Source organism: Thermomonas brevis, from assembly GCF_014395425.1.
GTDB classification, from domain to species: domain Bacteria; phylum Pseudomonadota; class Gammaproteobacteria; order Xanthomonadales; family Xanthomonadaceae; genus Thermomonas; species Thermomonas brevis.
The window spans coordinates 2,100,836-2,126,551 of record NZ_CP060711.1; the positions used below are offsets into that span (position 1 = coordinate 2,100,836).

General features: G+C 71.3%; 29 protein-coding genes and 1 tRNA gene. 20 read left to right on the forward strand and 10 right to left on the reverse strand.

Annotated features, from left to right (window positions below; translation table 11 throughout):
• Positions 1-38: 38 nt before the first annotated feature.
• The 4 genes from H9L17_RS09650 to H9L17_RS09665 all read left to right on the forward strand — a co-directional run bounded on the left by H9L17_RS09650 (position 39) and on the right by H9L17_RS09665 (position 2,641).
• Entirely contained in the window at positions 39-380 is a 342-nt protein-coding gene (locus H9L17_RS09650; protein WP_187569258.1) for a zinc ribbon domain-containing protein YjdM, read from the forward strand.
• A 114-nt stretch (positions 381-494) separates the two neighbouring features.
• Positions 495-905, forward strand: coding sequence for a hemerythrin domain-containing protein (locus tag H9L17_RS09655; RefSeq protein WP_187569259.1), 411 nt, complete (start codon positions 495-497; stop codon positions 903-905).
• An 81-nt stretch (positions 906-986) separates the two neighbouring features.
• Positions 987-1,730, forward strand: a complete 744-nt coding sequence (locus H9L17_RS09660; protein ID WP_187569260.1) for an HAD family hydrolase — start codon at positions 987-989, stop codon at positions 1,728-1,730.
• Positions 1,731-1,765: 35 nt separating this feature from the next.
• Entirely contained in the window at positions 1,766-2,641 is an 876-nt protein-coding gene (locus H9L17_RS09665; RefSeq protein ID WP_187569261.1) for an SDR family NAD(P)-dependent oxidoreductase, read from the forward strand.
• A 135-nt stretch (positions 2,642-2,776) separates the two neighbouring features.
• On the opposite strand, the gene prpF is transcribed toward H9L17_RS09665, so the two are convergent.
• Together prpF and acnD are read right to left on the reverse strand one after the other, a co-directional pair.
• Positions 2,777-3,958, reverse strand: coding sequence for a 2-methylaconitate cis-trans isomerase PrpF (gene prpF / locus H9L17_RS09670; RefSeq protein WP_187569262.1), 1,182 nt, complete (start codon positions 3,956-3,958; stop codon positions 2,777-2,779).
• Between the two features lies 1 nt (position 3,959).
• Complete coding sequence (gene acnD / locus H9L17_RS09675; protein WP_187571927.1) at positions 3,960-6,575, reverse strand: Fe/S-dependent 2-methylisocitrate dehydratase AcnD; 2,616 nt, start codon at positions 6,573-6,575, stop codon at positions 3,960-3,962.
• A gap of 83 nt (positions 6,576-6,658) precedes the next feature.
• Here acnD and dusA point away from each other — a divergent pair, with 83 nt between their 5' ends.
• From dusA to H9L17_RS09700, 5 genes are all read left to right on the forward strand, one after another.
• Positions 6,659-7,672, forward strand: a complete 1,014-nt coding sequence (gene dusA, locus H9L17_RS09680) for a tRNA dihydrouridine(20/20a) synthase DusA (protein ID WP_187569263.1) — start codon at positions 6,659-6,661, stop codon at positions 7,670-7,672.
• Complete coding sequence (locus tag H9L17_RS09685; RefSeq protein ID WP_187569264.1) at positions 7,669-8,580, forward strand: arginine deiminase-related protein; 912 nt, start codon at positions 7,669-7,671, stop codon at positions 8,578-8,580. Before dusA ends, H9L17_RS09685 begins: the two co-directional genes overlap by 4 nt.
• A 101-nt stretch (positions 8,581-8,681) precedes the next feature.
• Entirely contained in the window at positions 8,682-9,077 is a 396-nt protein-coding gene (locus H9L17_RS09690) for a PepSY domain-containing protein (RefSeq protein ID WP_187569265.1), read from the forward strand.
• A 44-nt stretch (positions 9,078-9,121) separates the two neighbouring features.
• Complete coding sequence (locus H9L17_RS09695) at positions 9,122-9,805, forward strand: response regulator transcription factor (protein ID WP_187569266.1); 684 nt, start codon at positions 9,122-9,124, stop codon at positions 9,803-9,805.
• 25 nt (positions 9,806-9,830) lie between these two features.
• A complete protein-coding gene (locus H9L17_RS09700; RefSeq protein WP_187569267.1) occupies positions 9,831-11,288 on the forward strand; it encodes an ATP-binding protein in 1,458 nt (485 codons plus the stop codon).
• 116 nt (positions 11,289-11,404) lie between these two features.
• On the opposite strand, the gene H9L17_RS09705 is transcribed toward H9L17_RS09700, so the two are convergent.
• Together H9L17_RS09705 and H9L17_RS09710 are read right to left on the reverse strand one after the other, a co-directional pair.
• A complete protein-coding gene (locus tag H9L17_RS09705; RefSeq protein WP_425507326.1) occupies positions 11,405-12,151 on the reverse strand; it encodes a M90 family metallopeptidase in 747 nt (248 codons plus the stop codon).
• Between the two features lie 15 nt (positions 12,152-12,166).
• Complete coding sequence (locus H9L17_RS09710; RefSeq protein ID WP_187569268.1) at positions 12,167-12,481, reverse strand: hypothetical protein; 315 nt, start codon at positions 12,479-12,481, stop codon at positions 12,167-12,169.
• Between the two features lie 213 nt (positions 12,482-12,694).
• On the opposite strand from H9L17_RS09710, the gene birA reads away from it, so the two are divergent.
• From birA to H9L17_RS09740, 6 genes are all read left to right on the forward strand, one after another.
• Entirely contained in the window at positions 12,695-13,684 is a 990-nt protein-coding gene (gene birA / locus H9L17_RS09715) for a bifunctional biotin--[acetyl-CoA-carboxylase] ligase/biotin operon repressor BirA (RefSeq protein ID WP_187569269.1), read from the forward strand.
• Complete coding sequence (locus H9L17_RS09720; protein ID WP_187569270.1) at positions 13,681-14,400, forward strand: type III pantothenate kinase; 720 nt, start codon at positions 13,681-13,683, stop codon at positions 14,398-14,400. Before birA ends, H9L17_RS09720 begins: the two co-directional genes overlap by 4 nt.
• Positions 14,401-14,409: 9 nt before the next feature.
• Positions 14,410-15,105, forward strand: coding sequence for an SPOR domain-containing protein (locus H9L17_RS09725; protein ID WP_187569271.1), 696 nt, complete (start codon positions 14,410-14,412; stop codon positions 15,103-15,105).
• A gap of 83 nt (positions 15,106-15,188) precedes the next feature.
• Positions 15,189-15,264: transfer RNA gene (locus H9L17_RS09730), tRNA-Thr, on the forward strand.
• A gap of 44 nt (positions 15,265-15,308) precedes the next feature.
• Entirely contained in the window at positions 15,309-16,232 is a 924-nt protein-coding gene (rocF, locus tag H9L17_RS09735) for an arginase (RefSeq protein ID WP_187569272.1), read from the forward strand.
• Between the two features lie 26 nt (positions 16,233-16,258).
• Positions 16,259-17,053, forward strand: a complete 795-nt coding sequence (locus tag H9L17_RS09740; RefSeq protein WP_187569273.1) for a hypothetical protein — start codon at positions 16,259-16,261, stop codon at positions 17,051-17,053.
• Here H9L17_RS09740 and hemF read toward each other — a convergent pair.
• From hemF to H9L17_RS09765, 5 genes are read right to left on the reverse strand one after another with little or no spacing between them, the layout of a single operon-like run.
• The gene (hemF, locus tag H9L17_RS09745) at positions 17,011-17,985 is read right to left on the reverse strand and encodes an oxygen-dependent coproporphyrinogen oxidase (protein ID WP_187569274.1); all 975 of its coding nucleotides are present in this window, start codon (positions 17,983-17,985) and stop codon (positions 17,011-17,013) included. The genes H9L17_RS09740 and hemF overlap by 43 nt on opposite strands.
• Positions 17,986-18,001: 16 nt before the next feature.
• Positions 18,002-18,847, reverse strand: coding sequence for an EamA family transporter (locus tag H9L17_RS09750; RefSeq protein WP_187569275.1), 846 nt, complete (start codon positions 18,845-18,847; stop codon positions 18,002-18,004).
• A 9-nt stretch (positions 18,848-18,856) separates the two neighbouring features.
• On the reverse strand, positions 18,857-20,107 hold the full coding sequence (locus H9L17_RS09755) for a heme biosynthesis protein HemY (RefSeq protein WP_187569276.1): 1,251 nt from the start codon (positions 20,105-20,107) through the stop codon (positions 18,857-18,859).
• A 27-nt stretch (positions 20,108-20,134) separates the two neighbouring features.
• Positions 20,135-21,112 carry a hypothetical protein gene (locus H9L17_RS09760; RefSeq protein WP_246455067.1) on the reverse strand — a complete coding sequence of 326 codons (978 nt, stop codon included), beginning with the start codon at positions 21,110-21,112 and terminating at the stop codon, positions 20,135-20,137.
• A 43-nt stretch (positions 21,113-21,155) separates the two neighbouring features.
• Complete coding sequence (locus tag H9L17_RS09765) at positions 21,156-21,878, reverse strand: uroporphyrinogen-III synthase (protein ID WP_246455068.1); 723 nt, start codon at positions 21,876-21,878, stop codon at positions 21,156-21,158.
• A 93-nt stretch (positions 21,879-21,971) separates the two neighbouring features.
• Between H9L17_RS09765 and H9L17_RS09770 the strand changes: the two genes are divergently transcribed.
• The 5 genes from H9L17_RS09770 (at position 21,972) to H9L17_RS09790 (ending at position 25,069) form a co-directional block, all read left to right on the forward strand.
• Positions 21,972-22,457: a YiiD C-terminal domain-containing protein gene (locus tag H9L17_RS09770; RefSeq protein WP_187569278.1), complete on the forward strand. Its 486-nt coding sequence runs from the start codon at positions 21,972-21,974 to the stop codon at positions 22,455-22,457.
• Between the two features lie 31 nt (positions 22,458-22,488).
• Complete coding sequence (locus tag H9L17_RS09775; RefSeq protein ID WP_187569279.1) at positions 22,489-22,905, forward strand: hypothetical protein; 417 nt, start codon at positions 22,489-22,491, stop codon at positions 22,903-22,905.
• Positions 22,906-22,954: 49 nt separating this feature from the next.
• Positions 22,955-23,389 carry a rhodanese-like domain-containing protein gene (locus H9L17_RS09780; RefSeq protein ID WP_187569280.1) on the forward strand — a complete coding sequence of 145 codons (435 nt, stop codon included), beginning with the start codon at positions 22,955-22,957 and terminating at the stop codon, positions 23,387-23,389.
• Between the two features lie 116 nt (positions 23,390-23,505).
• On the forward strand, positions 23,506-24,030 hold the full coding sequence (gene secB / locus H9L17_RS09785; protein ID WP_187569281.1) for a protein-export chaperone SecB: 525 nt from the start codon (positions 23,506-23,508) through the stop codon (positions 24,028-24,030).
• A 10-nt stretch (positions 24,031-24,040) separates the two neighbouring features.
• Positions 24,041-25,069 carry an NAD(P)H-dependent glycerol-3-phosphate dehydrogenase gene (locus H9L17_RS09790; RefSeq protein WP_187569282.1) on the forward strand — a complete coding sequence of 343 codons (1,029 nt, stop codon included), beginning with the start codon at positions 24,041-24,043 and terminating at the stop codon, positions 25,067-25,069.
• Between the two features lie 72 nt (positions 25,070-25,141).
• Here the strand turns inward: H9L17_RS09790 and H9L17_RS09795 are convergent, their stop codons facing one another.
• On the reverse strand, positions 25,142-25,699 hold the full coding sequence (locus tag H9L17_RS09795; RefSeq protein WP_187569283.1) for a porin family protein: 558 nt from the start codon (positions 25,697-25,699) through the stop codon (positions 25,142-25,144).
• Positions 25,700-25,716 lie beyond the last annotated feature (17 nt).

The window sequence follows — 25,716 nt, forward strand, 5'->3', positions numbered from 1 at the left end:
TAAAATCGCGCGTCTTTCCGCGATAGAAGCCACGCACGATGACCACGCTCCCGCCCTGCCCGAAGTGCAACTGCGAATACACCTACGAGGACGGCGCGCTGCTGGTCTGCCCCGAGTGCGCGCACGAGTGGTCGCCGGCCGGCGAAGCGGCGGCCGAGGACGAGGCGAAGGTGGTGAAGGACGCGGTGGGCAACCTGCTGCAGGACGGCGATACCGTCACCGTCATCAAGGACCTGAAGGTGAAGGGTTCATCGCTGGTGGTGAAGGTGGGCACCAAGGTGCGCAACATCCGCTTGGTCGACGGCGACCACGACATCGACTGCAAGATCGACGGCATCGGCCAGATGGGCCTGAAGTCGGAGTTCGTGAAGAAGGCCTGAGCCGGCTTGCCCGGATTGACCTGGATCAGCCGCGGCGGCTTTCGTCGCCCGCGTTCGTGCGTCGCGTCGGATAACCCGTACCGAAAAGGTTCTGATTAAGCGAGGCGGCACACGATGGACATCCAGAGGTACTACCACGACCACGCGGCGATCTTCCGGCAGATCAACGCGCTGCGCGAACTGTCGCGCGCCGGCGTGCGCGAGAACGCGGTGCGCATCAGCGAGCTGATCACCGGCACGGCCAGCCACATCAAGTTCCACCTGGCGGCCGAGGATCGGGTGCTGTACCCCGCGCTGGTGCGTTCCGGCGATGCGCAGGTGGCGGCGATGAGCGGGCGTTACCAGGAGGAGATGCAGGGCATCGCCCGCGCGTTCGCCGGCTTCGTCGCGCGCTGGCGGGTGCCGTCGCGGCTGATGGCCGATCCGGACGGCTTCCGCCGCGACGCCAACGTCGTGCTGCGCGCGCTGTTCGAGCGGCTGCAGCGCGAGAGCGTCGAGCTGTATCCGGCCGCCGAGGCGGCCTGAGCGAGACGAACGGCGGATTCCGGCGGCGGGCGAGATGCGGGCGCGACGCGCACGGGCGCCTCGCGTTCGTAGAATGGGCAGATGGAACCCGCAAGCACGCGCGATGGCATCGCGATGGTCGGCTTCGACGCCGACGACACCCTCTGGCGCAGCCAGGACTACTTCGACGAGGCGCAGGCGCAGTTCGAGCGCATCGTCTCCGCCTACGTGGACCTGTCCGACGTCGGCAGGCGCCTGTACGAATACGAGTCGCGCAACATCGCCGTATTCGGCTACGGCGTGAAGGGCATGGCGCTGTCGATGGTGGAGGCGGCGGTGGAGATCACCGGCGCGCGCATCAGCGCCGGCGACATCCACCGCATCGTCGGCATCGCCAAGGAGCTGCTGCGGCATCCGGTCGAAGTCCTCGACGGCGTGCGCGAGGCGGTGGAAGCGGTGGCCGCGGACTGGCCGGTGGTGCTGATCACCAAGGGCGACCTGTTCCATCAGGAGCAGAAGGTGCGCGACAGCGGGCTGGCCGACCTGTTCCGCCGCATCGAGATCGTCAGCGAGAAGGACCCGCCCACCTATGCGCGGCTGCTGGAGGAATTCGGCGTGCCGGCCTCGCGCTTCCTGATGGTGGGCAACTCGCTGCGCTCGGACGTCGCGCCGGTGCTGGAGCTCGGCGGCTGGGGCGTGCACGTGCCGTACCACACTACTTGGGCGCACGAGGCGGAGGCGCAGCTGCGCCACGGCGGCGAGCGGATGCGCGCGGTCGCCGCCATCGCCGAGCTGCCGCAGGCGGTGCGGGAGCTGGACGCGATCGCGTCCGGGGCGGCGCGATGAGCGCGGCCGACGGCACTCACGACAAGGGGAAACGGATGATCGATCTGACGGGAAGGACGGCCATCGTCACTGGCGCCGGCGGCGGCTTGGGACGCGCGCATGCGTTGCTGCTCGCGCAGCGCGGGGCGAAGGTGGTGGTGAACGATCTTGGCGACGGCGCCGACGCGGTGGTCGAGGAGATCCGAGCCGCCGGCGGACAGGCGCGCGCGGCGAAGTGTTCGGTCACCGATGCCGAGGCGGTGCAGGCGATGGCGGACGCGACGCTGGCCGAGTGGGGCCGCATCGATATCCTGGTCAACAACGCCGGCATCCTGCGCGACAAGAGCTTCGCCAAGATGGATCTGGCCGATTTCCGGCTGGTGCTGGACGTTCACGTGATGGGCGCCGCCCACTGCACCAGGGCGGTGTGGGAGGCGATGCGCGCGCAGGGTTACGGCCGCATCGTGATGACCACTTCGTGCAGCGGCCTGTTCGGCAACTTCGGCCAGGCCAACTACGCGGCGGCGAAGATGGCGCTGGTCGGGATGATGCAGACGCTGGGCATCGAGGGCGCGAAGCACGACATCCGCGTCAACTGCCTCGCGCCGACCGGCGCGACCCGGATGATGGAAGGCATCCTGCCGCCGGAGCAGTTGTCGAAGTTCAAGCCGGAGCTGGTCAGCCCGGCGGTGCTGGCGCTGGTGTCCGAGGATGCGCCCAATCGCGCCATCCTCAGCGCCGGGGCGGGGAGCTTCGAGCTGGTGCAGCTGACGATGACGCAGGGGATCGCCTTGGGCGAAGCGGCGACGGCGGAAGCCATCCTGGCGCAGTGGCAGGCGCTGGCGGATCGCGGCGATGCGCTGGTGCCGGAAACGGGGTTCGACCAGGCACGCCATGAATTGCACAAGGGCGGGTTTCACTTCGAGGCTTGAAGCGGGCGGCTGGGGGTTGCGTCGCTTGCGCCAGCGGGCTTCCCCCTTGCGCGAATGTCCCCCGGCAGCGGCCTGCGCCCGCTGCCTCCTCCTTGATTTCGCACAAGGGGGAAGCCCGCTGGCGCTCCTGCTTGCTTAGTCCTGCGGGACTCGCACCCAGCCTTCCATCAGCACGCGCGCGCTGCGGCTCATCACGGCGCGCGTCACGGTCCATTGGCCGTCGACCTGCTCGACCGATGCGCCCACGCGCAGCGTGCCGGATGGATGACCGAAGCGGACGGCATCGCGCGTTCCGCCGCCCGCGGCGATGTTCACCAGCGTGCCCGGCACCGCCGCCGCCGTCGCGATGGCGACCGAGGCCGTGCCCATCATCGCGTGGTGCAGCTTGCCCATCGACATCGCGCGCACGTTGAGGTCGATAGCGTCGGCGGCGATGCGCTTGCCGCTGGACGAAACGTAGTCCTTCGGCGGCGCGACGAACGCCACCTTCGGCGTGTGCTGGCGCGTCGCGGCTTCTTCCGGCGTCTTGATCAGACCCATGCGCAGCGCGCCGGCCACGCGGATCGCTTCAAGCGCAGCCAGCGCAGCCTTGTCGTCGTTGATCGCCGGCTGCAATTCCGTGCCGTCGTAGCCAATGGCGGAAGCCTCCACGAACACGGTGGGAATGCCGGCGGTGATCATGGTCGTCTTGAGCGTGCCGATGCCGGGCACGTCGAGCTCGTCGACGAGGTTGCCGGTCGGGAACATCGAGCCACCGTCGCCCTCGTCATCCGAGGGATTGACGAACTCCAGCACGATCTCCGCTGCCGGAAACGTCACGCCGTCCAGCTCGAAGTCGCCGGTTTCCTGCACCTGTCCGCCCGTGATCGGCACGTGCACGAGGATGGTCTTGCCGATGTTGGCCTGCCACACCCGCACGGTCACGCTGCCGTCCTGCGGAATGCGCTCGGCGGGAATGAAGCCGTTGGCGACCGCGAACGGCCCCACCGCCGTGGACAGGTTGCCGCAGTTGCCCGACCAGTCCACGAAGGCGGTGTCGATGCTGACCTGCCCGTACAGATAGTCCACGTCGTGATCCGGCACGGAGGCCGGCGCGACGATCACCGTCTTGCTGGTGCTCGACGTCGCCCCGCCCATGCCGTCGGTGTGCTTGCCGTAGGGATCGGGCGAGCCGATCACCCGCATCAGCAGCGCGTCGCGCGCCGGGCCGGGCACGCGCGCGGCCTCGGGCAGGTCTTCGAGGCGGAAGAACACGCCCTTCGACGTGCCGCCGCGCATGTAGGTGGCGGGGATGCGGAGCTGCGGCTTGAAGTCCATGTCAGGCGACCTCGGACGATGCGGCGATGAAGTCCTGCGCGAATCGCTGCAACACGCCGCCGGCCGAATAGATGTGCACGTCCTCGTCGGAATCGAGGCGGCAGGTGACAGGCACTTCGACGGTTTCGCCGCTCTTGCGATGGACGACCAGCGTCAGCAGCGCGCCCGGCGTTGGCGCGCCGAGCACGTCGAAGGTCTCGCTGCCGTCGATCCCCAGCGTCTTGCGTGTGGTGCCCGGCAGGAACTGCAGCGGCAGCACGCCCATGCCGACCAGGTTGGTACGGTGGATGCGCTCGAAGCCCTCGGCGACGATGGCTTCCACGCCCGCCAGCCGCACGCCCTTGGCAGCCCAGTCGCGCGAGCTGCCCTGGCCGTAGTCCGCGCCGGCGATGATGATGAGTGGCTGCTTGCGCTGCATGTAGGTTTCGATGGCTTCCCACATGCGCACCACCTTGCCGTCCGGCTCGATGCGGGCCAGCGAGCCCTGCTTCGCTTCGCCATCGACCACCGCCATTTCGTTGACGAGCTTGGGGTTGGCGAAGGTCGCGCGCTGCGCGGTCAGGTGGTCGCCGCGATGGGTGGCATAGGAATTGAAGTCTTCTTCCGGCAGGCCCATCTGCGCGAGGTATTCGCCGGCGGCGCTGGAACGCAGGATCGCGTTGCTCGGCGAAAGATGGTCGGTGGTGATGTTGTCGCCCAGCACCGCCAGCGCGCGCATGCCGCGCAGCGTGCGTTCGCCGGCCAGCGCGCCTTCCCAGTACGGCGGGCAGCGGATGTAGGTGCTCTGCGGACGCCAGTCGTACAGCGGCTTCGCCTGGTGGCCGCGTGCGCGCGGCGCGAACATCGGCTCGTACACCTTGCGGAATTGCTCGGGCTTCACGCTGGCCTTCACCACCGCGTCGATCTCGGCATCGCTCGGCCAGATGTCCTTCAGGCGGACCGCGTTGCCGTCGGCATCGACGCCCAGCACGTCCTTCTCGATGTCGAAGCGCACCGTGCCAGCGATGGCGTAGGCGATCACCAGCGGCGGCGAGGCGAGGAACGCCTGCTTCGCGTACGGATGGATGCGGCCGTCGAAATTGCGATTGCCGGACAGCACCGCCACCGCGTACAGGTCGCGGTCGATGATTTCCTTCTGGATCGCCGGGTCGAGCGCGCCGCTCATGCCGTTGCAGGTGGTGCAGGCGAAGCCGACGATGCCGAAGCCGAGTTGCTCCAGCTCCGGCAGCAGGTTCGCGTCCTCCAGATACAGCTGCACGGCCTTGGAGCCGGGCGCCAGCGAGGTCTTCACCCACGGCTTGCGCGTCAGCCCGCGCGCGTTGGCGTTGCGCGCCAGCAGCGCGGCGGCGATCACGTTGCGCGGGTTGGAGGTGTTGGTGCAGGAGGTGATGGCGGCGATGATGACCGCGCCATCCGGCATCAGGCCCTGCGCTTCCTCGTCGCGGGCGGCGTCGAGCTTGGCCTCGTCGGCGATGCCGCGCTCGTGCAGGTCGCTGACCGGCAGGCGGCGGTGCGGATTGCTCGGGCCGGCCATGTTGCGCACGACGGTCGAGAGGTCGAAGTGCAGGGTGCGCTCGTATTGCGCACCGGCCAGGTCGTCGGCCCAGAAGCCGGCTGTCTTGGCATAGGTTTCCACCAGCGCCACCTGCGCATCGTCGCGGCCGGTCAGGCGCAGGTAGTCCAGCGTGTTGTCGTCGATGAAGAACATCGCCGCGGTCGCGCCGTATTCCGGCGCCATGTTGCTGATCGTGGCGCGGTCGCCGATGGTCAGCGCCGCCGCGCCTTCGCCGCGGAACTCCAGATATGCGCCGACCACTTTCTCCTTGCGCAGGAACTCGGTCAGCGCCAGCACAACGTCGGTGGCGGTGATGCCGGGGCCGGGCCTCCCGGCCAGTTCCACCGCCACGATGTCGGGCAGGCGCATCATCGAGGCGCGGCCCAGCATCACGCTTTCCGCTTCCAGCCCGCCGACGCCCACGGCAATCACGCCTAGCGCATCCACGTGCGGCGTGTGCGAATCGGTGCCGACGCAGGTATCCGGGAATGCCACGCCATCGCGCGTGTAGATCACCGGCGACATCTTCTCCAGATTGATCTGGTGCATGATCCCGTTGCCTGCCGGGATCACATCCACGTTGTCGAAGGCGAGCCGACACCATTCGATGAAGTCGAAGCGGTCGGCGTTGCGGCGATCCTCGATCGCGCGGTTGCGGGCGAACGCCTGCGGATCGAAGCCCGGCGCTTCCACCGCCAGCGAGTGATCGACGATCAACTGTACCGGCACCACCGGATTCACCTGCGCAGGATCGCCGCCGGCGGCGGCGATGGCCTCGCGCAGGCCGGCCAGATCGACCAGTGCGGTCTGGCCGAGGATGTCGTGGCAGACCACCCGCGCCGGGAACCACGGGAAATCCATGTCGCGGCGGCGCTCGACCAGCTGGGTCAGATAATCGTTGATCCGCGTCGGCTCGGCCTTGCGCACGATGTTTTCGGCATGCACCCGCGCGGTGTACGGCAGCCCGGCCCAGGCGCCCGGCTGCAGCGCTTCCACCGCCTCGCGCGCGTCGAAATAGTCCAGGGCGGTGCCGGGCAGGAGTTTGCGGTAGCTGGTGTTCATCATGGCGGCGGGCTGTGTCGAACGGATCGCCGTATTGTCGCGCATCGCCGCCGCGCCTGCCCCGCTCCGTACAATGCGCGGCGATGACCGCCTCGCCCGCCATTGCCGCCGATCAACTGCGCCTGTCCGTCGCCCCGATGATGGACTGGACCGACCCGCACTGCCGCGCCTTCCACCGCGTGCTGGCGCCGCATGCGCGGCTGTACAGCGAGATGGTGCACGCCAACGCGGTGATCCACGGCGATCGCGCGCGGCTGTTGGCGATGGATCCATCGGAGCATCCGGTGGCGTTGCAGCTGGGCGGCAGCGAGCCGGAACTGCTGGCGCAGGCGGCGCGGATCGGCGCGGAGGCCGGGTTCGACGAGATCAACCTCAACTGCGGCTGCCCCTCCGACCGCGTGCAGGCCGGGCGCTTCGGCGCCTGCCTGATGCGCGAGCCGGCGCTGGTGGCCGACAGCGTGGCGGCGATGATCGCGGCGTGCGCATCGCTGGAGAAGCCCGTCCCCGTGACGGTGAAATGCCGGCTCGGCGTCGACGACGACCACGAGTGGGAGCGTTTCATCGCCTTCGTCGACACGATCGCCGCCGCCGGCTGCCGGATGTTCGTGGTGCACGCGCGCAACGCGTGGCTGCAGGGCTTGTCGCCGAAGGAGAACCGCGAGGTGCCGCCGCTGCGCTACGACTGGGCGTATCGCCTGAAGGTCGAACGCCCGCAGTTGCAGGTGATCGTCAACGGCGGGATCGCCGACGCGGCGGAGGCGACGGCGCATCTCGGCCATGTCGATGGCGCGATGCTCGGGCGCGCGGCCTACCACACGCCCTACCTGCTGCACGAACTCGACGTGCGCTGGTTCGGCGGCGCGCTGCGCACGCGCGGCGAACTGCTGCGCGCGTATCGGCCCTATGTCGAAGCGCAGCTCGGCAAGGGCGTGTTCCTCAAGCACATCACCCGCCACCTGCTCGGCCTGTTCTCCGGCCAGCCGGGCGGGCGAGCGTTCCGGCAGGTGCTGAGCGAAGGCGCGCACAGGCCCGGCGCCGACTGGTCGCTGCTGGAGCAGGCGCTGGCCCTGACCGGGCGCGAAGGAGTGGCGGCATGATCACCCGCGACATCGCCGCGTTTTCCGCATTCGCGCGCAGCGCCGCCGCCGATTTCGGCCCGGCTACTGCGCGCGCCGCCTTCCTGGTCGCGCCCGACGGCTTCCGGCTGGCCGAGCAGTCCGCGCGGGACAACGTCTACATGGCCGATGCGGCGGCGTTCGACGCGGCGCGGGCGTCGATGCAGCATCGCGACCTGCAGCGCGCCGTTTCCGCCGTGCTGCCGACGGTCTGCTTCGCCGGCGATCCGGCCACGCCGGACGCGGTGTTCCCCAACAACGTGTTCGGCACTGCGGCGGGACGCTACGTCGTTGGCCGGATGCGCCACGAGGTGCGCCAGCGCGAAGCGGCGCGCGCCGACATCCGCGCGTTCTTCCGCGACGTGCTGGGCCGCGCCGGGATCGACCTGTCCGCGCAGCCGCATCCCTGCGAACTCACCGGCGCGCTGGTGATCGACCGCGCCCGCGGCCTCGGCTTCTGCGGCCTGTCCGAGCGCTGCGACGAGGACGGCGCCCGGCTGATGCACGAGGCCTTCGGCCTGCGCGCGACGCTGCTGTTCGACCTCGCGCTGGGCGAGTACCACACCAACGTGGTGCTGGCGGTGCTGGCCGGGCGCGCGGCGGTGGTCTGCCCGAAAGGCTTCGCCGATCCGGCGGTGGCCGCCGCCGTCGTCGCCCTGTATGCCCCGCATGCGGTGATCTGCGGCGAGGCGGAGCACGCGGCCTTCGTCGCCAACTGCATCGCGCTGTCGCCGGAGACCGTGTGGATGAGCGCGGCGGCGGGGCGGGCGCTGTCGCCCGGGCATCGCGCAGTGCTGGCGGATGCCGGCTTCCGGGTCGAAACGGTCGAGCTGGACGCCATCGAGGCGGCGGGCGGCTCGCTGCGCTGCTGCATCGGCGAACTCTACTGAGCGGCACGAATCTGAACGGCGCGGTATCCTGTTCAGGAAACTTCAGGGCCGATTCACCGGCTGCGCCCAGAATTGCGTCATCGATTTCCGAGAGCCGTGCCATGTCCTGCCGTCGCCTGCCCATGCCGAAGCTGCTGACCATCGCCATTCTGGCGGTGCTGCCGGCGCTGGCCGCGCATGCCGGGCCGCAGTCGCAGGACCGCGGTCGCGGCCAGCAGCAGCGCGACGACGACCGCGGCGAACGCAGTGACCTGCGCGACCGCGACGACCTGCGCCCCGTTCCGCGCGGAAGCCTGTCCGATGCGGTGCGCCGGGTCGAGCGCAACACGCGCGGCGAGGTGCTCTCGGCCGAACGCATCCAGTACGACGGCCGCGACATGCACCGGGTCAAGGTGGTGGACGACCAGGGCCGGGTGCGGGTGTTCATGCAGGACCCGCAGCGCCGTGACGGCGGCAAGCAGCCGCAGCGCCCGCAGCGCGACGACGACGACAACTGAGCGCGCCCGCGCGCATCGCCCATCCGACCGTTTGAGGAGAGACCATGCGTATCCTGCTCGTCGAAGACGAAGCCCCGCTGCGCGAAACCCTGGCCGCGCGCCTGAAGCGCGAAGGCTATGCGGTGGATGCCGCGCAGGACGGCGAGGAGGGCCTGTACATGGGCCGCGAAGTGCCGTTCGACGTCGGCATCATCGACCTCGGCCTGCCGAAGATGAGCGGCATGGAGCTGATCCGCGCGCTGCGCGACGAGGGCAAGACCTTCCCGATGCTGATCCTGACCGCGCGTTCCAGCTGGCAGGACAAGGTCGACGGCCTGAAGCAGGGCGCCGACGACTATCTGGTCAAGCCCTTCCACGTGGAAGAACTGCTGGCGCGCATCAACGCGCTGGTGCGCCGCGCCGCCGGCTGGAGCAAGCCGACCCTGGAATGCGGCCCGGTGATGCTGGACCTGGCCGCGCAGACGGTCAGCGTCAACGGCGCCAACGTGGACCTGACCAGCTACGAGTACAAGGTGCTCGAGTACCTGATGATGCACGCGGGCGAGCTGGTCTCGAAGGCCGACCTTACCGAGCACATCTACCAGCAGGATTTCGACCGCGACTCCAACGTGCTGGAAGTGTTCATCGGCCGGCTGCGCAAGAAGCTCGACCCGGACGGCGAATTGAAGCCGATCGAGACCGTGCGCGGGCGCGGCTACCGGTTCGCCATCGCGCGCAGCGGCGAGTGAGTCCGGCGCGGCAACGCGAAGGCGCATGACGCCCGCACTCCCGCCCGAAACCGAATCCGCCGCCGCGCCACGTGCGCGGCGGTTGCGCATCGCCCAGCCGCGTTCGTTGCAGTCGCGCCAGCTGTGGGCGGCCAGCCTCGGCCTGATCGCCTTCCTCGCGCTGGCCGGCTCGGCGCTGGATCGCGCCTTCCAGAGCGCCGCGCAGAGCGGCCTGCGCGAGCGCCTGCACAGCTATGCGCTGGCCTACGCCAACAGCGATTTCGCCCGCGACGGCAGCGTGATTCCGCCCTGGGACCCGCCGGACCCGCGCTTCAAGCGTCCGGGCAGCGGGCTGTACGCGCAGATCGTGCTGGATTCCGGGCGCTGGGAATCGGACTCCTCGCAGGGCCCGCACCTGCCCGACGGCGCGATGCTGGCGCCGGGGCGGCAGATCTTCGAGGGGCCGCTGCCGGTGACCCGCATCGACGGCCACCAGGGCGAGGTCTACCGCTACGGCTACGGCTTGGCGTGGAGCGGCAACGGCGACGGCGATGCCGACCGTGAGATTCCCTACACCGTCTACATCCTCGAGGACACCACCGGGCTCGGTCGCCAGGTGGCGGCGTTCCGCGCGGCGCTGTGGCGCTACTTGGGCGGCGCCGGCGTGGTGCTGCTGCTGCTGCAGATGCTGGTGCTGCGCTGGAGCCTGCGCCCGCTGCGCGACGTGATCGGCGAGCTCAAGCGGGTGCAGGCGGGCGCGGCGGCCGGCATGAGCGAGGCGCATCCGCGCGAGCTGGAGCCGCTGACCGAGAGCATCAACGCCTTCATCCAGAGCGAGCGCGAGAACCTCGACCGCCAGCGCAACACGCTGGCCGACCTCGCGCACAGCCTGAAGACGCCGCTGGCGGTGCTGCGCTCGCGGCTGGACGCGGACACCGGCGAAGCCGAGCTGCGCGAGGAAGTGGACGCGCAGCTGCGGCGAATGAACGATCTGGTGTCCTACCAGTTGGCGCGCGCCGCGCGTTCCGGCCACCAGCTGTTCGCCGCGCCGATCGAGATCGAGCCGCAGGCCGAGCAGATCGTGGTCGGGCTGGAGAAGGTGTACGCCGCCAAGGGCGTGCTGTGCGAATTCGAGATCGCGCCCGAGGCGCGCTTCCACGGCGAGACCGGCGACCTGCAGGAGCTGCTGGGCAATCTGCTGGAGAACGCCTTCAAGTGGGCGAAGTCGCGGGTGCTGCTGACCGTGGCGGAGGGCGCGCAGGCGCCGGGTCGCCGCGCCGGGCTGGTCGTGGTGGTGGAGGACGATGGCCCCGGCATCGCCGACGACCGCATCGCCTATGTGTTGCAGCGCGGGGTGCGCGGCGACGAGCGCGTGCAGGGCCACGGCATCGGCCTGTCGATCGTGCAGGACATCATCCGGAGCTACCGCGGCGAGCTGCGGGTGGGGCGGTCGCAGGAGCTGGGCGGTGGGCGCTTCGAGGTGGAGCTGCCGGGCGGCCTGTAGTGTTCGTGGTGTGGGGACAGCGCTGCATCCGCGAAGCTTGTGACGCGGATCAACACGGAAAACGCGGATAAATCTTCTGGATCGGATTTTCATCCGTTTCGAAACGCGCTTGCGACTCAAAGCAGGGGCGCACCGTAGAACCGCTCCAGATGCGCCGCCACCGCGGGAAGCGCGTTGCGCAGCGTGGCGGCGTCGCTGAAGTGGTATTCGGTGCAGACCGCGAAGAACTCCTCGGGCGCTTCCGCGGCGTAGGGATCGATGGCGGTGTCGCGGCCGGCGTCGACGTCCTCGCAGAACGCATCGAAGGCGCGCTGGAAATCGGAAGCCCACTGCCGCTGCCAGTCGCGCGGCAGCGGCGGGGTGCCGTCCATCGCGCCATCCAGTGCGTCGAGCTTGTGCGCGATCTCGTGCGCGGCCACGCAATAGCCGTCGAACGGCGCGGCGATGTCGGCGCGCACGTCGGCCCAGGACAGGATGACCGGGCCGCGCTCCCAGGCTTCGCCGATCAGCTCGTCGAAGCCTTCGTGCAGGATGCCGTGCGCGTCGATATGGCTGCGCTTCGCGCGGAACGCGCCCGGATACACCAGCAGTTCCTTCCAGCCGTGCAGGCCCTCGCGCCCGAACTCCAGCAGCGGCATGCAGCACAGCATCGCCAGGCGCAGGCGCTGCACCTCGTTCAGGCGCAGGCCGTGCAGCGGGGTGATGGTCTTGTCCGCCATGAACTCCGCGGCCAGTGCGTGCAGGCGCTGGCTGCGCGCCTCGTCGAGCGTGCGCAGCCACGGCAGGCCGGCGGCGGCCTGCCGGCACAGGGAAGGATCAAGCGGCGGGATGCTGCGCTGGCGGCGCGAAAACGGCCAGATCACGCGAGGCAGGATCGCTCAGCGGAACATGCCGGGCAGGAAGCTGTGGAAGCGCGCCGGCAGCATGCGGCTGTCGCCGCCGGTGGTGCGCGCGGTCGCGGCCGGCGCGGCGGCCTGCGGCTTGGGCTTCTGCGGGCGCTGCGCGTGGGAGGCGGCCACCGCGCCGTCGATGTCGGCCTCGTCCAGCCGGTCGGTCGGGCAGGGCGTGGCGGCGTCCGCCGCTGCGGGCGCGATTTCCGGCGCCAGGTGCCGCAGCTCGGCGGCGCCGGCGTGGCCAAAGGCGCCCGTCAGGGCGAGGCAGACCAGCAGTTGGCGCGGCGTGGGCAGGCGCATGGGGGTCACCGGACGGGGATGGACCGTGCGGGCGCACGGTTCCGCCGCCGACTATAGCAGCGAAACCCGCGCCGGCGTGTTGCGCCGCGGCAAGGGCGGCGCCGGCGCCGGATCGGTCTGCCGGGCGCCCACGTATCATCGCGGGATGCGTTCGACTTCCTGCTTTTTCCGCTCCATTTCACGAGGCACCCGTCGCCCGTCGCGGAGGCGCGCATGAGCGACGCGCGCGGTGAGCGCGCCCTGCTGTTGCGGCTGGCGCAGGGCCCCGTCAGCGGCGACGTGCTGGCCGGCGAGGCGGGGCTGACCCGCGCCGCGGTGTGGAAGCGGATCGACGCGCTGCGGCAGGCCGGCATCGCCATCGAGGCCGCGCCGGGGCGCGGCTACCGGCTGGCGCAGCCGCTGGACCTGCTGGAGGCCGAGGCGATCCGCGCCGCGCTGCCGGCCGCCGCGCGCAAACGGCTGGCCGCGCTGGACGTGGCCTGGTCGCTGGATTCCACCAACAGCGAACTGCTGCGGCGCGAAACGCCGGCAAACGGCGGCGCGGCGCTGCTGGCCGAGCGCCAGACCGGCGGGCGCGGCCGGCGCGGGCGCGAATGGGCTTCGCCGTTGGCGGCGCACGTCTATCTGTCGCTGGCGCGTCGCTTCGACGGCGGGCTGGCGCGGCTGGGCGGATTGAGCCTGGTGGCCGGCGTCGCCGCCTGCGAGGTGCTGCACGCGCTCGGCTTTGCGCAGGTGCGGCTGAAGTGGCCGAACGATCTAGTGGTGATGGATGGTTCCGGCCTGCGCAAGCTGGGCGGCCTGCTGGTGGAGGGCGGTGGCGAAGCGGGCGGCGCGGCGCGTGCGGTGATCGGACTGGGCTTGAACGTGCGGATGCCGCCGGCGTTCGCCGCCGCGATCGACCAGCCCTGGGCCGAGCTGTCCGCGCTGTCGCCGCGGCCGCCGTCGCGCAACACGCTGGTCGCCACGCTGCTCGGGCATCTGCTGCCGGCGCTGGACGAATTCGATGTGCACGGCCTGCAACCCTTCCTGCCGCGGTATGCGGCGCTGGACGCGCTGGCCGGTCGCGCGATCCGCGTCCACGAGGGCGGGCAGGTGCGCGACGCGCAGGCGCTGGGCATCGCCGACGACGGCGCGCTGCGCATCCGCGATGGCGCCGGCAACGAGCGCCACCTGCACGCCGGCGACGTGAGCGTGCGCGCATGAGCACCTGGCTGTTCGACCTCGGCAACACCCGCCTGAAGTGCGCGCCGCTGCGGGACGACGGCAGCATCGGCGAGGTTGTCGCCATCGCCCACGACGACGCGGGCGCGTGGCTCGATGCATTGCCGACCGGCGAGGTGGCCTGCATCGCCAGCGTGGCCTCCGACGCGCGCCGGGTGGAGCTGCTGGATGCCCTGTGCGCGCGCTTCGCGCGCCTGCACCGAGTGCGTACCGAGGCGGCGCTGGGACCGTTGCGCATCGCCTACGCCGAGTCGGCGCACCTGGGCGTGGACCGCTTCCTGGCGATGCTGGGCCTGTGCGGCGCGCATGCGGCGCTGGTGGTCGGCGTGGGCACCGCGCTGACCGTCGATCTGCTGGATGCCGCGGGTCGGCACCGCGGCGGGCGGATCGCGCCGTCGCCGCAGCTGATGCGCGAGGTCCTGCACGCGCGCGCCGCGCAGCTGCCGGCGGCCGGCGGGGAGTACGCGGAATTCGCCGACGACACCGATCACGCGCTGGCCTCGGGCTGCGAGGGCGCGGCGCTGGCGCTGGTCGAGCGTAGCCTGTGCGCCGCGCATGACCTGCTCGGCGAAACGCCCTCGCTGCACCTGCACGGCGGCGGCGCCGAGACGCTGCGCGCGCGCCTGCCTGCGCACGCGTGGACGCCCGAGGCGGTGCTGCTCGGCCTGGCGCGTTGGCACGTGCTGCGGATCGCATAAACTCGGCGGATGCTGCTGCGCGCTTCCATCGTGATGCTGGTCATGCTCAACCTGGGCGCCGCCGGCTGGTGGGCGTTCCGGCCCGAGGCGCGCAGGGCGGCGCCGGCGGCGGACGCCGCGAAAAGCCTGCGCTTGCTGGAAGAATCCTCGCCGCCGATGCCGGCTATCGCGACGCAGTCGGCAATACCGCCCGCTCCGGCTTCTCCCGCACCGGCGGCGACGCCGACCCAAGCGACCGCGGACGTTCCCGCCGCGCCGGTCTGCCTGCGCTTCGGCCCGTTCGCCGATGCTGCCGCGCGCGAGGTGGCTCGCGCGACGCTGCAAGGCATCGGCGCGCAGGCGACGGCGCACGACGTGCCGGCCCGCGGCGTGCGCGGCTGGAAGGTGTTCCTGCCGGCGCAGCCCTCGCGCGAGGCGGCGCAGGCGCTGGCGGAGAAGCTCAAGGCCTCCGGCATCAGCGACCTGTTCGTGATGGCGCAGGGCGAGGACGCCAACAGCATCGCGCTCGGCCGCTTCAGCAGCGAAGCCGGCGCGCGCCACCGGCAGACGGAATTGCAGGGCAAGGGCGTGCAGGCGCGGGTCGAGCCGATCGGCGGCACCCCGGCGCAGGCCTGGCTGGATGCGCGCCTGCCGGCGAACGCGGATCGCGTCGCGCTGGCGAAGCTCGCCCCTGCGCAGCCGCTGGATTGCGCGCGGCTGCGTTGAGCCCGCGCGGCGCCGTGGCCGCTGCGCCGCATCGCCCGGCGCGTTTTCCCGCGAGGCCGGCCTGTTAGAATCGGCGCGCCCATGCCGCTTTAGCTCAGTTGGTAGAGCAGCTGCCTTGTAAACAGCAGGTCGTCCGTTCGATTCGGACAAGCGGCACCACTTCCCGTTCGCGCATTGCGCCGCCGCCTGCGCCTGGAGCCGCCATGACCCGCACCTATCCGCCCGTTTCCGTGTTCGGCGTGCCCACCGACATCGGCGCGTCCCGGCGCGGCGCGTCGATGGGGCCGGAGGCGCTGCGCGTGGCCGGGCTGGTCGAGGCGATCGCCGCGCGCGGCGTGGACGCGCGCGACATCGGCGACGTGCAGGGCCCGCGCAACCCGATCGCGCCGCCGGTGCAGGGTTATCGCCATCTCGACGAGGTGGTGGCCTGGAATCGCGCGGTGTTCGACGCCAGCGCGGGCGAACTGCGCGCCGGCCGCATGCCGATCATGCTGGGCGGCGACCACTGCCTCGCCATCGGCTCGATCGCCGCGGTGGCCGCGCACTGCCGCGCCAGCGGCAAGAAGCTGCGCGTGCTGTGGCTGGACGCGCACGCCGACTTCAACACCAGCGACATCACCCCCAGCGGCAACATCCACGGCATGCCGGTGGCCTGCCTGGTCGGGCTGGGCCCGGAGGTGCTGACCACGCTGGGCGGCGCGACGCCGGCGATCACCCCGGAGCAGGTGCGGCAGATCGGCATCCGCTCGGTCGATCCCGAGGAAAAGCGGCTGGTGAAGGAACACGGCCTCGACATCTACGACATGCGCTACATCGACGAAGTCGGCATGCGCCGCACGATGGAAACCGCGCTGGACGGCGTGGACGCCGACACCCACCTGCACGTCAGCTTCGACGTGGACATGCTCGACCCGTCGATCGCGCCCGGCACCGGCACCCGCGTGCCCGGCGGTGTGAACTACCGCGAGGCGCAGCTGATCATGGAGATGGTGGCGGACACCGGCCGCCTCGGCTCGCTGGACCTGGTGGAAGTGAACCCCGCGCTGGACCGCCGCAACGCCACCGCGAAGCTGGCGGTGGACTTGGTGGAAAGCCTGTTCGGCAAGTCCACGCTGATGCGGGATTGAGCCGGCAGCGGCGATAGCCCGTCGTCATGGCCTATCGCTGCCCCGTCTGCGACGCGCCCTTGCCGCCCATCGCGCGGTATCCGCGCTACGTCTGCCGAAGCTGCGCGGCCAAGGCGGTGTCGGCCGAAGGCCGCCCGCTGGAATTCCTCAATTCCGGCCTGTCCGGCGGCCATGAAGCGCGGTACGCGGACGACAAGCGGCCTTATGCGAGCAGCGTCTGCTTCATCGACGGCCAGCCGTGCCGCGCCGATGAGGCGCGCTTCGGCGGGCTCGTGATCGAACGGATCGAGGAGATCGGCGGCGCGTTCGACTGGTCGGGCTTCGGCGACCGGCAGCTGCTTGAAGTGTGGTGTTCGCTGATGGCGGCGCTCAGGCAGCGCGGCGTGGTGCGCAGCGCCAACAATCCCGTCGCCGACTACACCGAATCGCTGGTCGCGAGCGCGCTGGAGCTGTCGCTCGAAGCCCAGTCGAAGGCGGGCTACGACGCGCGTGACGCCGCCGGCCTGCGCTACCAGATCAAGGGCCGCCGGCTCGCGGCGCACAACGCGTCGCTGCAGCTCGGCGCAATCCGCAACCTCGATGCGGATCCGTTCGACCTGCTGGCGGCGGTCGCCTACGACGCCGACCTCTCCATCCTGCACGCGGCGCTGATCCCCATCGAGGTGGTGGCGGAAGCGAGCCGCTACTCCCGGCACAGCAACAGCCACGTGCTGATCTTCCGGCGCGGGCTGCTCGACGATCCGCGCGTCACCGACATCACCCAGCGGCTGGCGGCGGCTCAGGCCGCGGCTTCGCCCAGCCAGTCGCGCGGCCGCAGGTAGTCCGCCAGCCGCGCCTCGTCGCTGCCGGGCTCCGGCATATAGCCGTATTCCCAGCGCACCAGCGGCGGCAGGCTCATCAGGATGGATTCGGTGCGCCCGCCGCTCTGCAGGCCGAACAGTGTGCCGCGGTCGAACACCAGGTTGAACTCCACATAGCGGCCGCGCCGGTACAGCTGGAACTGGCGTTCGCGTTCGCCGTAGGGCGCGTGCTTGCGGCGTTCGACGATGGGCAGGTAGGCGTCGAGGAAGCCGTCGCCGACCGCGCGCAGGTAGCCGAAGTCGGCGTCGAAATCGCCGTGCAGGTCGTCGAAGAACAGGCCGCCGACGCCGCGGGTTTCGTTGCGGTGCCTGAGGAAGAAATACTCGTCGCACCAGCGCTTGTGCGCGGCGTAGCGTTCCTCGCCGCCGAACGGTTCGCACAGCGCGTGCGCGGTGCGGTGCCAGTGCAGCACATCCTCGTCCAAGGGATAGAAGGGGGTCAGGTCGAAGCCGCCGCCGAACCACCATGCCACCGTCTCGTCGCCGCGCATCGCGCGGAAATGGCGCACGTTGGCGTGGGTGGTGGGCAGGTAGGGATTGCGCGGATGGAACACCAGCGACACGCCGACCGCGCGCCACGACGCGCCGGCCAGCTCCGGTCGCGCCGCCGTCGCCGAGGGCGGCAACTTGGTGCCGGAGACGTCGGAGAAGCCGATGCCGGCCTGCTCGAACACCGCGCCGTCGCGCAGCACGCGGGTGCGCCCGCCGCCGCCCAGGGACGGGCCAGTGTCGCGAGAGGCAGGATGCCGGGAGCGACCGCCGCCCTCGGTGCGCTTCCAGTTGTCCTCGATGAACGTGGCGGAACCGTCCGCCGCTTCGATGGCGGCGCAGATGCGGTCTTGCAGGCCGGTGAGGTAATCGCGGACGGTGTCGATGGCGGGGATGTCGTTCATCCCTCTATTGTAGAAGTCAGGCCCATGCCAGCAGCGCGATCGCGGCCAACGCCAGCAGCAGGCCGAGGGCGTTGATGCGGCCCAGCCGCTCCTTGAACAGCGCAACGCCGACCAGCGCGCCCAGTGCCACCACGCCCAGATTCATGCTGGCGAACACCAGCGCCGGCTGGTCGGGCAGCGCGCGGTGGGCGCGCAGGTAGAACAGGATGTTGGCGAAGTTGCACAGGCCCAGCAGCAGGCCGCCGAGCGCGCTGCGCAGAGTGAAGCGCGCGCGCCGCGCGAACTGGATGGCGAAGGCGACCACCAAGGCGAATGCGAACACCGCCAGCAGCGAGCTGCCCAGCGGCAGGCCGGCGGCGGCGACGCGCTTGAACAGCACGTCGATCAGGCCGAAGCCGGCGAACACGGCCAGCGGCCAGCCCCAGCGCGCGGGGCCGCCCTGGCCGTCAACGCGATCGCCGCGCCAGACCATGCAGGCCAGCGCCAGCAGCCCCAGCGCGCAGCCGAGCAGCTTCGCGCCGTCCGCCGGTTGCCCGAACAGGGTGAACGCGGCCAGCAGCGGGATCAGCAGCGACAGCCGCTGCGCGGCGTCGGAACGGACGATGCCGGCGTGGCGCACCGACGCGGCCAGCGCGAGGAAGATGGTCGGCAGCAGCAGGCCCAGCGCGACCAGCGCGACCCACGGCGCGTCGGCGTGGCGCAGCGGTTCCAGCGGCGGTTGCAGCGCCAGCAGGGTCAGCGCGGTGGTGGCGACGTAGTTCCACGCCACCGCCTGACCGACGTCGATGTCGAAGCGCCGGGCCAGCTTCAGCAGCACCGACACCAGCACGCTGCACAGCGCGGCGAGGAGCACGTAGGTCATGGCGTCCGCTTATCCGCGCAGGCGCGGCAGGCCGTGTTCGTCGCGCTCCTCGATGGCCGCGTTGTCCACGATCGTCTGGCGCAGGTCGCGGCCCGGCACGTCCAGCGGCGGCTCGCCGCGCTGGCTGCGCAGGGCGTTGGCGTAGCACAGCCGCGCGCGCGACTCGTCGCCGAGCTGGGCGGCGCCGGCGCCCAGCGCTTCCCATGCGGGCGCGCCCGCGCCCTGGGCGATGGCGCGATGGAGCGCCTCTTCCGCCGGCAGCCAGCGGCCCTGCTGCTGGGCGATGCGGGCGGCGGCCAGCAGCAGCGAGGGGCTGGACGGATGCGCGGGCAGCCAGCGTTCCACCAGCGCGCGGCGGTGGTCGAGGCGGGCGACGTCGAGCTGGCCGTACAGCGACGCCAGCTCCTCGTCCCAGCGCGCGTCCAGCGCCTCTTCGAGACTGCGGGTGGCGGCCTCGTCCCAGCGCAGCGCGGCGGCGCGGCCGGCGTAGGCCGCGACCACGGCGGGTTCGGTGCGCAGCGCGACCGGCAGCGCGTCCCAGTGATCGGCCAGCGCGTTGGCGTCGCCCGCTTCGCGCAGCGCTTGCGCCGCCCATTGCGCCTGCAAGGCGTCCAGGTCCGCGCTCGGCAATGCCTGCTGCTGGCGCAGCGCGCCGAGCAGGCCGTAGGCCTCGACGCCGCGCCTGCTGGCGGCCAGCGCCTGCGCGCGCAGCAGCAGGCCGCGCGGCGGCAGTGGCTGCGCCTGCGGCACGTCCAGCGCGTCCAGCGCCGCGTCGGGCCGATGCCGCTTCAGCGCCTGCCTGGCGAGCACCAGCGCGCGGGTGGCGGGATGGCGTTCGCCGAAGCCGTCGAGCAGCGCGTTGCCGGCGGCCTCGTCGCCCCGCGCGAACGCGGCCCGCGCCGCCTGCGCGCGCGCCACCACCTCGGCGTCGCGGCCGTCGGCGGCCTGCCGCAGCAGCTGTTCGGCGCGCGCGTAGTCGCCGCGCTGGAACGCGGCCAGCCCGTCGATCAGGCGCGCCCGCGCGCGCTGCTTGCGGTGCCGGTTCCACAGCCGGAACGGCAGCCGCAGCAGCGCCGCCAGCAGCGCCAGCGCGAACATCAGCGCCAGCAGCAGGGCGACACCCTGGGTCACCGTGGCTTCGTAGTCGTAGCCGCGATAGCGCACCAGCACATAGCCGGCGTCCTGCATCAGGAACTGCGCCAGCAGCGCGCCCAGCACCGCCAGCAGCAACCACGCCAGCACATTGCGGAACAGCTTCATCGCGTCGTCTCCCGGTTGCGCACGCGGTCAGCCTCCGCGCAGGGCGCGCAGCTGCGCCAGCGTGCTGCCGGCCAGCGGCGAAGACGGTTGCAGGGCGATGCCGCGCAGCTGCGCCAGCAACCGCTGGCGCTCCTGCAACTGCGTGGAGCCGGCCAGCAGCCGCTGCAGCCAGCCGTCGATGCGGGCCAGCGCGCGCCGCAAGCCGGCATCGTCGCGGCGTTCGATGGCGGCGCGGGCGAGGCTGGCTTCGATCTGCAATGCGGCCAGTGCGGCGTCGCGGTCGGCGCGCTGGCGCAGGCCGGCGGAGGCGGTGGGCTGCACGCGCACGATGCGCTCCAGCAGCCGCGCATACCAGCTCGTTTGCGGCGCGCGCGCGGCGGAGGCGGCGGGCGCGTCCGCGGGGATGTCGGCGACCAGCCGGTCGAGCAGGGCGTTGGCGCGCACGCGCGGATCGGGGCCCAGCGCGTCCAGCGCCGCCTGTTCCTGCGCCAGCGTCTGCCGCAGGTTGAGGTAGGCGGGATCGTCGATGCCGGCCAGCAGCGGCGCGGCCAGCGCCAATGCGCGCAGCGCGCCGTCGGCATCGTCGTCCAGGCGCAGCCGCTGCTGGCCGATCGCCAGCAGCAGTTCCACCTCGTCCAGGCGCAGCGCCTGCGCGCCGTGGCGGTCGGGATCGGCCAGCTTCGACACGCTGTCCTCGACCGCCGCCGCGCGCTGGCCCAGGCCCAGCAGTTCGTCGCGCAGCACGCGGTTGGTGGCTTCGGCCTGCTGCAGGCGTTCGGCCTGTCGGCGCTGCGCGTCCTTCAGCGCGTCGAGGCGCGATGTCAGCGCGTCGCGCTGCTGCTCGGCCAGCGTCTGCGCGCGCGCTTCGCCGGCCTGCCATTGCCGCCAGCCGTACCAGCCGCCCGCGCCGAGCGCGAGCGCCAGCAGCGCGAGCAACAGCAATACGCCGCCGGTGCGGGCGCGTCGCGGAGGCGTGTTGGCGGTGGCGTCGACGGGCAGGTTCACGCCGCGATGGTAAACGAGGGCCGTGGCGACGCCGTCGCGAAGATCAGCCGAAGGCGTCGGCCGCCGCGTGCAGCAGCGCCGCCGGACGCGCGCTGGCGGCGATGGCGATGCGGCGGAATCCCGCCGCGCGCGCCATCTCGGCGAGGCGTTCGCTGGCGGCGACGACGGCCGCCTTGCGCAGGCCGGGCGCTGCTGCCTGCGCCAGCAGCGCGTCCAGCGCCTCGCCGCTGCTCAACGCCAGCAGCACGCGGGCGGGCCGCTGCAGCGCCGCGTCCAGCGCTTCGCGCTGCCGCGCCGGCAGCGCCACCGCCGTGCGCGCATAGACATTGGCGCGCAGCACCGTCGCGCCGCGCGCCGCCAGCGCCGGGGCGAGCACGCCGCGGCCGCCCGGCGCGGTCACCAGGCCGATGCGTTTGCCAAGCACGTATTCGAGCTGCGGCAGGCCGAGCAGGCCCTCGCTGTCCATCCGCGTGGGCGAGATCGCGTCGATGCCGGCGCGCGCCAGCGCGCGTCGCGTGCCCGCGCCCACCGCCAGCCAGCGCTGCCCGCGCCGTGCCATCAGCGGCCCGAGCGCCGCCGCCGCGCGCACCGCGTTGGCGCTGGTGAACAGCACGAGGTCGGCGGCCAGCGCGGCGTGCAGGTCGTGCCGCGTCCGCGCATCGTCCAGATGGGCGATGGCGATCGGCGACACCGCCAGCAGACGGGCGCCGTTGCGCGCCGCCGCCGCGCGCAAACCGGCGTGCTGTCCGCGCGGTCGCAGCGACAATACGGTCCAGTCCTGAAGCGGAAGTGCTTGATCGGCAACGCGCGGCATGCGTACAGCTTGGCATGGCGCCCGCGCTTGCGTCAGGCTTTGCGCATGGATGCAATCGCAAACCCCGATGCGGCGCTGGACGCACTGGCCGCGCATTTCGCCGGCATGCCGCCGGTGGCGGCCATGCGGCCGCGGATACTGGAATCGCGCCACGGCCTGTTGCGCCTGCGCGCGCCGCTGGCCGCCAACGTCAACGACAAGGCCTGCGCGTTCGGCGGCAGCTTGTCCTCGCTGATGACCATCGCGGCGTGGGGCTTGGTCTCGCTGGACGTGGAGGCCGCCGGCCTGCGCGCCGACGTATTCGTGGCCGACGGCCGGGTGCGCTACCTCAAGCCGGTGTTCGAGGACATCGTGGTCGAGGCGACCTACGACGATGCCGCCGAACACCTCGCGCTGGCGGAGACGCTGCGCAAGCAGGGCCGCGCCGGGATCCGCCTGCAGGCGCGGACGCTGCTGGCCGATGGCGGCGTGGCGGCCACCTTCGTCGGGCGCTACGTCGCCATCGGCAAGGACGGCGGCGCGACAGGGTAGGATGCCGGTTCGCTTCCCGCCGGGCCTTCCCATGCGAAACCTGTTGCTGCGCTGCCTGCTGCTCTGCTCCCTGGCCCTGCTGGCCGGTTGCCCCAAATCCGCCAGCAAGGGAACGGCGCTGGACGAGGTCCAGTACGGCTATTCGGCGGCGATCCGCTGGGGCGATTTCGAGGGCGCGTGGAACCTGGTCGATCCGAAGGTGCGCAAGGAGCATCCGCTGACCGACATCGATTTCTCGCGCTACAAGCAGGTGCAGATTTCCGGCTACCGCGAACTGGGCGCCAGCACGGTGGGCGAAGGCGATGTGGTGCGCGACATCGAGATCGGCGTCATCAATCGCAACACCCTGGCCGAGCGCACGGTGCGCTACCGCGAGCGCTGGCACTACGACGAGGCCGCGCGCACCTGGTGGCTGGTCAGCGGCCTGCCGGACCTGTGGGGCGAATGAGGGCCGCGCTGCGGCTACAATTGCCGCCCCGCAATCACCGGTCGATGCCGTGACCTTCGCCGAACTGACCGCCTTCGCCGGCCGCCACCCACTGCTTTCGCTGGCCCTGGCCGGTCTCACCATTGCGCTCATCGTCAACGAGATCGCCTCCCTGTTCAGCGGCGTGCGCCGGATCGGCCCGGCCCAGCTGACCGGGCTGATCAACCGCGACAACGCGCTGGTGGTGGACCTGCGTTCGCCGGGCGAGTTCGAGAAGGGCCACATCGCCGGCTCGAAGAACGTCCAGCCCAGCCAGTTCGATCCCGAGAACAAGCAACTGGCCGCCGCCAAGGCGCTGCCGGTGGTGCTGGTGTGCCGGGTCGGGCAGACCGCCGGCGGCGCGGCCAAGCGCCTGCGCAAGGCCGGCTTCGCCAACGTCAGCGTGCTGGACGGCGGCATCCAGGCCTGGCAGGGCGCCGACCTGCCGCTGGTCAAGGGCCGCTGATCCGCCTGCGCCGCGGGCTTGTGTTCCACGCCCGCGCGCCCCACGTCGGAAAGGTCGCCCCGCGTTCGGTGCGATAATCGACGTTTCCATACCTTTCGCTGCATTCGAGAATCCCAATGTCCGATGAAAACCTGAACGGCGCCGCCGCGCTGGCCGCCGACGCCCAACAGGGCCCGACCTTCACCGTCGAGAAGCTGTACGTGAAGGATCTGTCCTTCGAGGCCCCGAACGCGCCGCAGGTGTTCAACGAACAGGGCCAGCCCGACCTGCAGATGAAGCTCAACCAGAAGGTGCAGCGTCTGGCCGATGCCGCCTTCGAAGTCAGCCTGGGCATCACCCTGACCTGCACCCTGAACGGCAAGACCGCCTACCTGGCGGAAGTCGAGCAGGCCGGCGTGTTCGGCCTGGGCGGCATGGACGATCAGATGCTGGACGCGATGCTCGGCATCCAGTGCCCGAACATCCTGTATCCCTACGCGTCGTCGATCGTCGGCCAGCTGATCACCTCCGGCGGCTTCCCGCCGTTCCCGATGCAGCCGATCAACTTCGAGGCGCTGTACGCCGAAACCCTGCGCCAGCGCGCCGCGCAGATCGGCCAGGGCGATTCGCTGGCCGACGCCGAAACCGCCGGCAACGCCTGAACCGCGACGCATGACGGCGTCTGACAAGCCGAAGGTCGCCGTCCTCGGCGCGGGCTCCTGGGGCACCGCGCTGGCCGCGCTGATCGCCCGGCACGGCCATCCGACCGTGCTGTGGGGCCGCGACCCGGCGATGGTGGCCGCCATCGACGGCGGCCACGAGAACACCCGCTACCTGCCGGGCATCGCCTTGCCCGGCGGCCTGCGCGCGACCACCTCGCTGCCCGAGGCGCTGGCCGACGCCGGCCTGGTGCTGGTGGTCGTGCCCTCGCACGCCTTCGCCGAAACCCTGCGCGCGCTGGCGCCGCTGCGGCCGGCGCACGCGGGCGTGGCGTGGGCGACCAAGGGCTTCGAGCCCGGCAGCGGCCGCTTCCTGCACGAAGTCGCCGCCGAGGTGCTGGGCGAGGGCGTGCCGCTGGCGGTGGTCACCGGCCCGTCGTTCGCCAAGGAAGTGGCGGAAGGGCTGCCGACCGCGCTGACCGTGCATTCGGACGACGCCGAATTCTGCCGGCAGGTCGCCGACGCGCTGCACGGCCCGGCGTTCCGCGCCTACACCGGCAACGACATGCGCGGCGCCGAACTGGGCGGCGCGATGAAGAACGTCTTGGCCGTCGCCACCGGCGTCGCCGACGGCATGGCGCTGGGCCTGAACGCCCGCGCCGGCCTGATCACCCGCGGGCTCAACGAGATGCTGAGGCTCAACATCGCCCTCGGCGGCCGCCCGGAAACGCTGATGGGGCTGGCCGGCCTGGGCGACCTGGTGCTGACCTGCACCGGCGACCTGTCACGCAACCGCCGTCTCGGCCTGGCGCTGGGGCGCGGTTCGTCGATCAAGGATGCGGTGCGCGAGATAGGGCAGGTGGTGGAATCCATCCAGACCGCCGACGAGGTGATGCGCCTGGCCGGCATCCACGGCATCGAACTGCCGATCGCCGAGAACGTGCGCGACGTGCTCCACGGCGACATCACTCCGGCCGAGGGACTGGCGCGGCTGATGGCGCGCGAGCGCAAGGCGGAGTACCCGCAGTCGCTGTTCGGCTGAGCGGCAGCGAGGCAGGCGCAAAAAGAAAACGCCCGGCAATGCCGGGCGTTTTCGTTGCTGCGGAGGGTGCGATCACCAGCTCAGGCGCGGACCCACGAACCACTGGGTGTCGCCGCCGTTGACGATCTTGACTTCGGCCGCGGCGCCCCAGTTCTGGTTGAACTTGACCGCTGCGCCCAGGCGGCCGTAGGCGTCGCCCTCGTAGTGGTGGCCGTCCTGGTAGCCCAGCATCGCGTAACCCTCGATGTTCGGGGTCATCATGCTGCGCACGCCGGCTTCGGCGCTGTAGCCCTCGGCCTTGATGCCGGCGCCGGCATCGAGCTTCTCGTAGGCGACCTTGCCGACGAAGTCGGTGCGGTCGGAGATGCCGCGGTTGTAGCCCGCGCCCACGCGCCACTGGTCGAAGTCGACGCTGGTGTGGTCGATCTTCTGGTTGGCGTAGTCGGCGAACAGGTGGACGTTCGGATGCACCGCGACCGAGCCGTTCAGGCCCCAGCCGTCGGCGTTGCCGGCGTCGGTGCGGGTGGCGACGTAGCCGCCCTGCACGTAGTTGTAGTTGATGCCGTCGGCCGCGGAGGCGGCGAAGGGCAGGGCGGCGACCAGGGCAGCGGCAATGGCGTAACGCTTCATGAGGTGGACCTCCATGT

What these genes read in the sequence shown, in the direction of transcription:
- rocF (WP_187569272.1), top strand. Translation starts at nt 15,309, where the DNA reads ATGACCCGCACCTATCCGCCCGTTTCCGTGTTCGGCGTGCCCACCGAC.
- H9L17_RS09770 (WP_187569278.1), top strand. Translation starts at nt 21,972, where the DNA reads ATGGATGCAATCGCAAACCCCGATGCGGCGCTGGACGCACTGGCCGCG.
- hemF (WP_187569274.1), bottom strand. Translation starts at nt 17,985, where the DNA reads ATGAACGACATCCCCGCCATCGACACCGTCCGCGATTACCTCACCGGC.
- birA (WP_187569269.1), top strand. Translation starts at nt 12,695, where the DNA reads ATGAGCGACGCGCGCGGTGAGCGCGCCCTGCTGTTGCGGCTGGCGCAG.
- H9L17_RS09695 (WP_187569266.1), top strand. Translation starts at nt 9,122, where the DNA reads ATGCGTATCCTGCTCGTCGAAGACGAAGCCCCGCTGCGCGAAACCCTG.
- H9L17_RS09700 (WP_187569267.1), top strand. Translation starts at nt 9,831, where the DNA reads ATGACGCCCGCACTCCCGCCCGAAACCGAATCCGCCGCCGCGCCACGT.
- H9L17_RS09790 (WP_187569282.1), top strand. Translation starts at nt 24,041, where the DNA reads ATGACGGCGTCTGACAAGCCGAAGGTCGCCGTCCTCGGCGCGGGCTCC.
- prpF (WP_187569262.1), bottom strand. Translation starts at nt 3,958, where the DNA reads ATGGACTTCAAGCCGCAGCTCCGCATCCCCGCCACCTACATGCGCGGC.
- H9L17_RS09710 (WP_187569268.1), bottom strand. Translation starts at nt 12,481, where the DNA reads ATGCGCCTGCCCACGCCGCGCCAACTGCTGGTCTGCCTCGCCCTGACG.
- H9L17_RS09655 (WP_187569259.1), top strand. Translation starts at nt 495, where the DNA reads ATGGACATCCAGAGGTACTACCACGACCACGCGGCGATCTTCCGGCAG.
- H9L17_RS09650 (WP_187569258.1), top strand. Translation starts at nt 39, where the DNA reads ATGACCACGCTCCCGCCCTGCCCGAAGTGCAACTGCGAATACACCTAC.
- H9L17_RS09740 (WP_187569273.1), top strand. Translation starts at nt 16,259, where the DNA reads ATGGCCTATCGCTGCCCCGTCTGCGACGCGCCCTTGCCGCCCATCGCG.
- dusA (WP_187569263.1), top strand. Translation starts at nt 6,659, where the DNA reads ATGACCGCCTCGCCCGCCATTGCCGCCGATCAACTGCGCCTGTCCGTC.
- acnD (WP_187571927.1), bottom strand. Translation starts at nt 6,575, where the DNA reads ATGAACACCAGCTACCGCAAACTCCTGCCCGGCACCGCCCTGGACTAT.
- H9L17_RS09690 (WP_187569265.1), top strand. Translation starts at nt 8,682, where the DNA reads ATGTCCTGCCGTCGCCTGCCCATGCCGAAGCTGCTGACCATCGCCATT.
- H9L17_RS09720 (WP_187569270.1), top strand. Translation starts at nt 13,681, where the DNA reads ATGAGCACCTGGCTGTTCGACCTCGGCAACACCCGCCTGAAGTGCGCG.
- H9L17_RS09775 (WP_187569279.1), top strand. Translation starts at nt 22,489, where the DNA reads ATGCGAAACCTGTTGCTGCGCTGCCTGCTGCTCTGCTCCCTGGCCCTG.
- H9L17_RS09660 (WP_187569260.1), top strand. Translation starts at nt 987, where the DNA reads ATGGAACCCGCAAGCACGCGCGATGGCATCGCGATGGTCGGCTTCGAC.
- H9L17_RS09755 (WP_187569276.1), bottom strand. Translation starts at nt 20,107, where the DNA reads ATGAAGCTGTTCCGCAATGTGCTGGCGTGGTTGCTGCTGGCGGTGCTG.
- H9L17_RS09750 (WP_187569275.1), bottom strand. Translation starts at nt 18,847, where the DNA reads ATGACCTACGTGCTCCTCGCCGCGCTGTGCAGCGTGCTGGTGTCGGTG.
- H9L17_RS09795 (WP_187569283.1), bottom strand. Translation starts at nt 25,699, where the DNA reads ATGAAGCGTTACGCCATTGCCGCTGCCCTGGTCGCCGCCCTGCCCTTC.
- H9L17_RS09685 (WP_187569264.1), top strand. Translation starts at nt 7,669, where the DNA reads ATGATCACCCGCGACATCGCCGCGTTTTCCGCATTCGCGCGCAGCGCC.
- secB (WP_187569281.1), top strand. Translation starts at nt 23,506, where the DNA reads ATGTCCGATGAAAACCTGAACGGCGCCGCCGCGCTGGCCGCCGACGCC.
- H9L17_RS09665 (WP_187569261.1), top strand. Translation starts at nt 1,766, where the DNA reads ATGATCGATCTGACGGGAAGGACGGCCATCGTCACTGGCGCCGGCGGC.
- H9L17_RS09725 (WP_187569271.1), top strand. Translation starts at nt 14,410, where the DNA reads ATGCTGCTGCGCGCTTCCATCGTGATGCTGGTCATGCTCAACCTGGGC.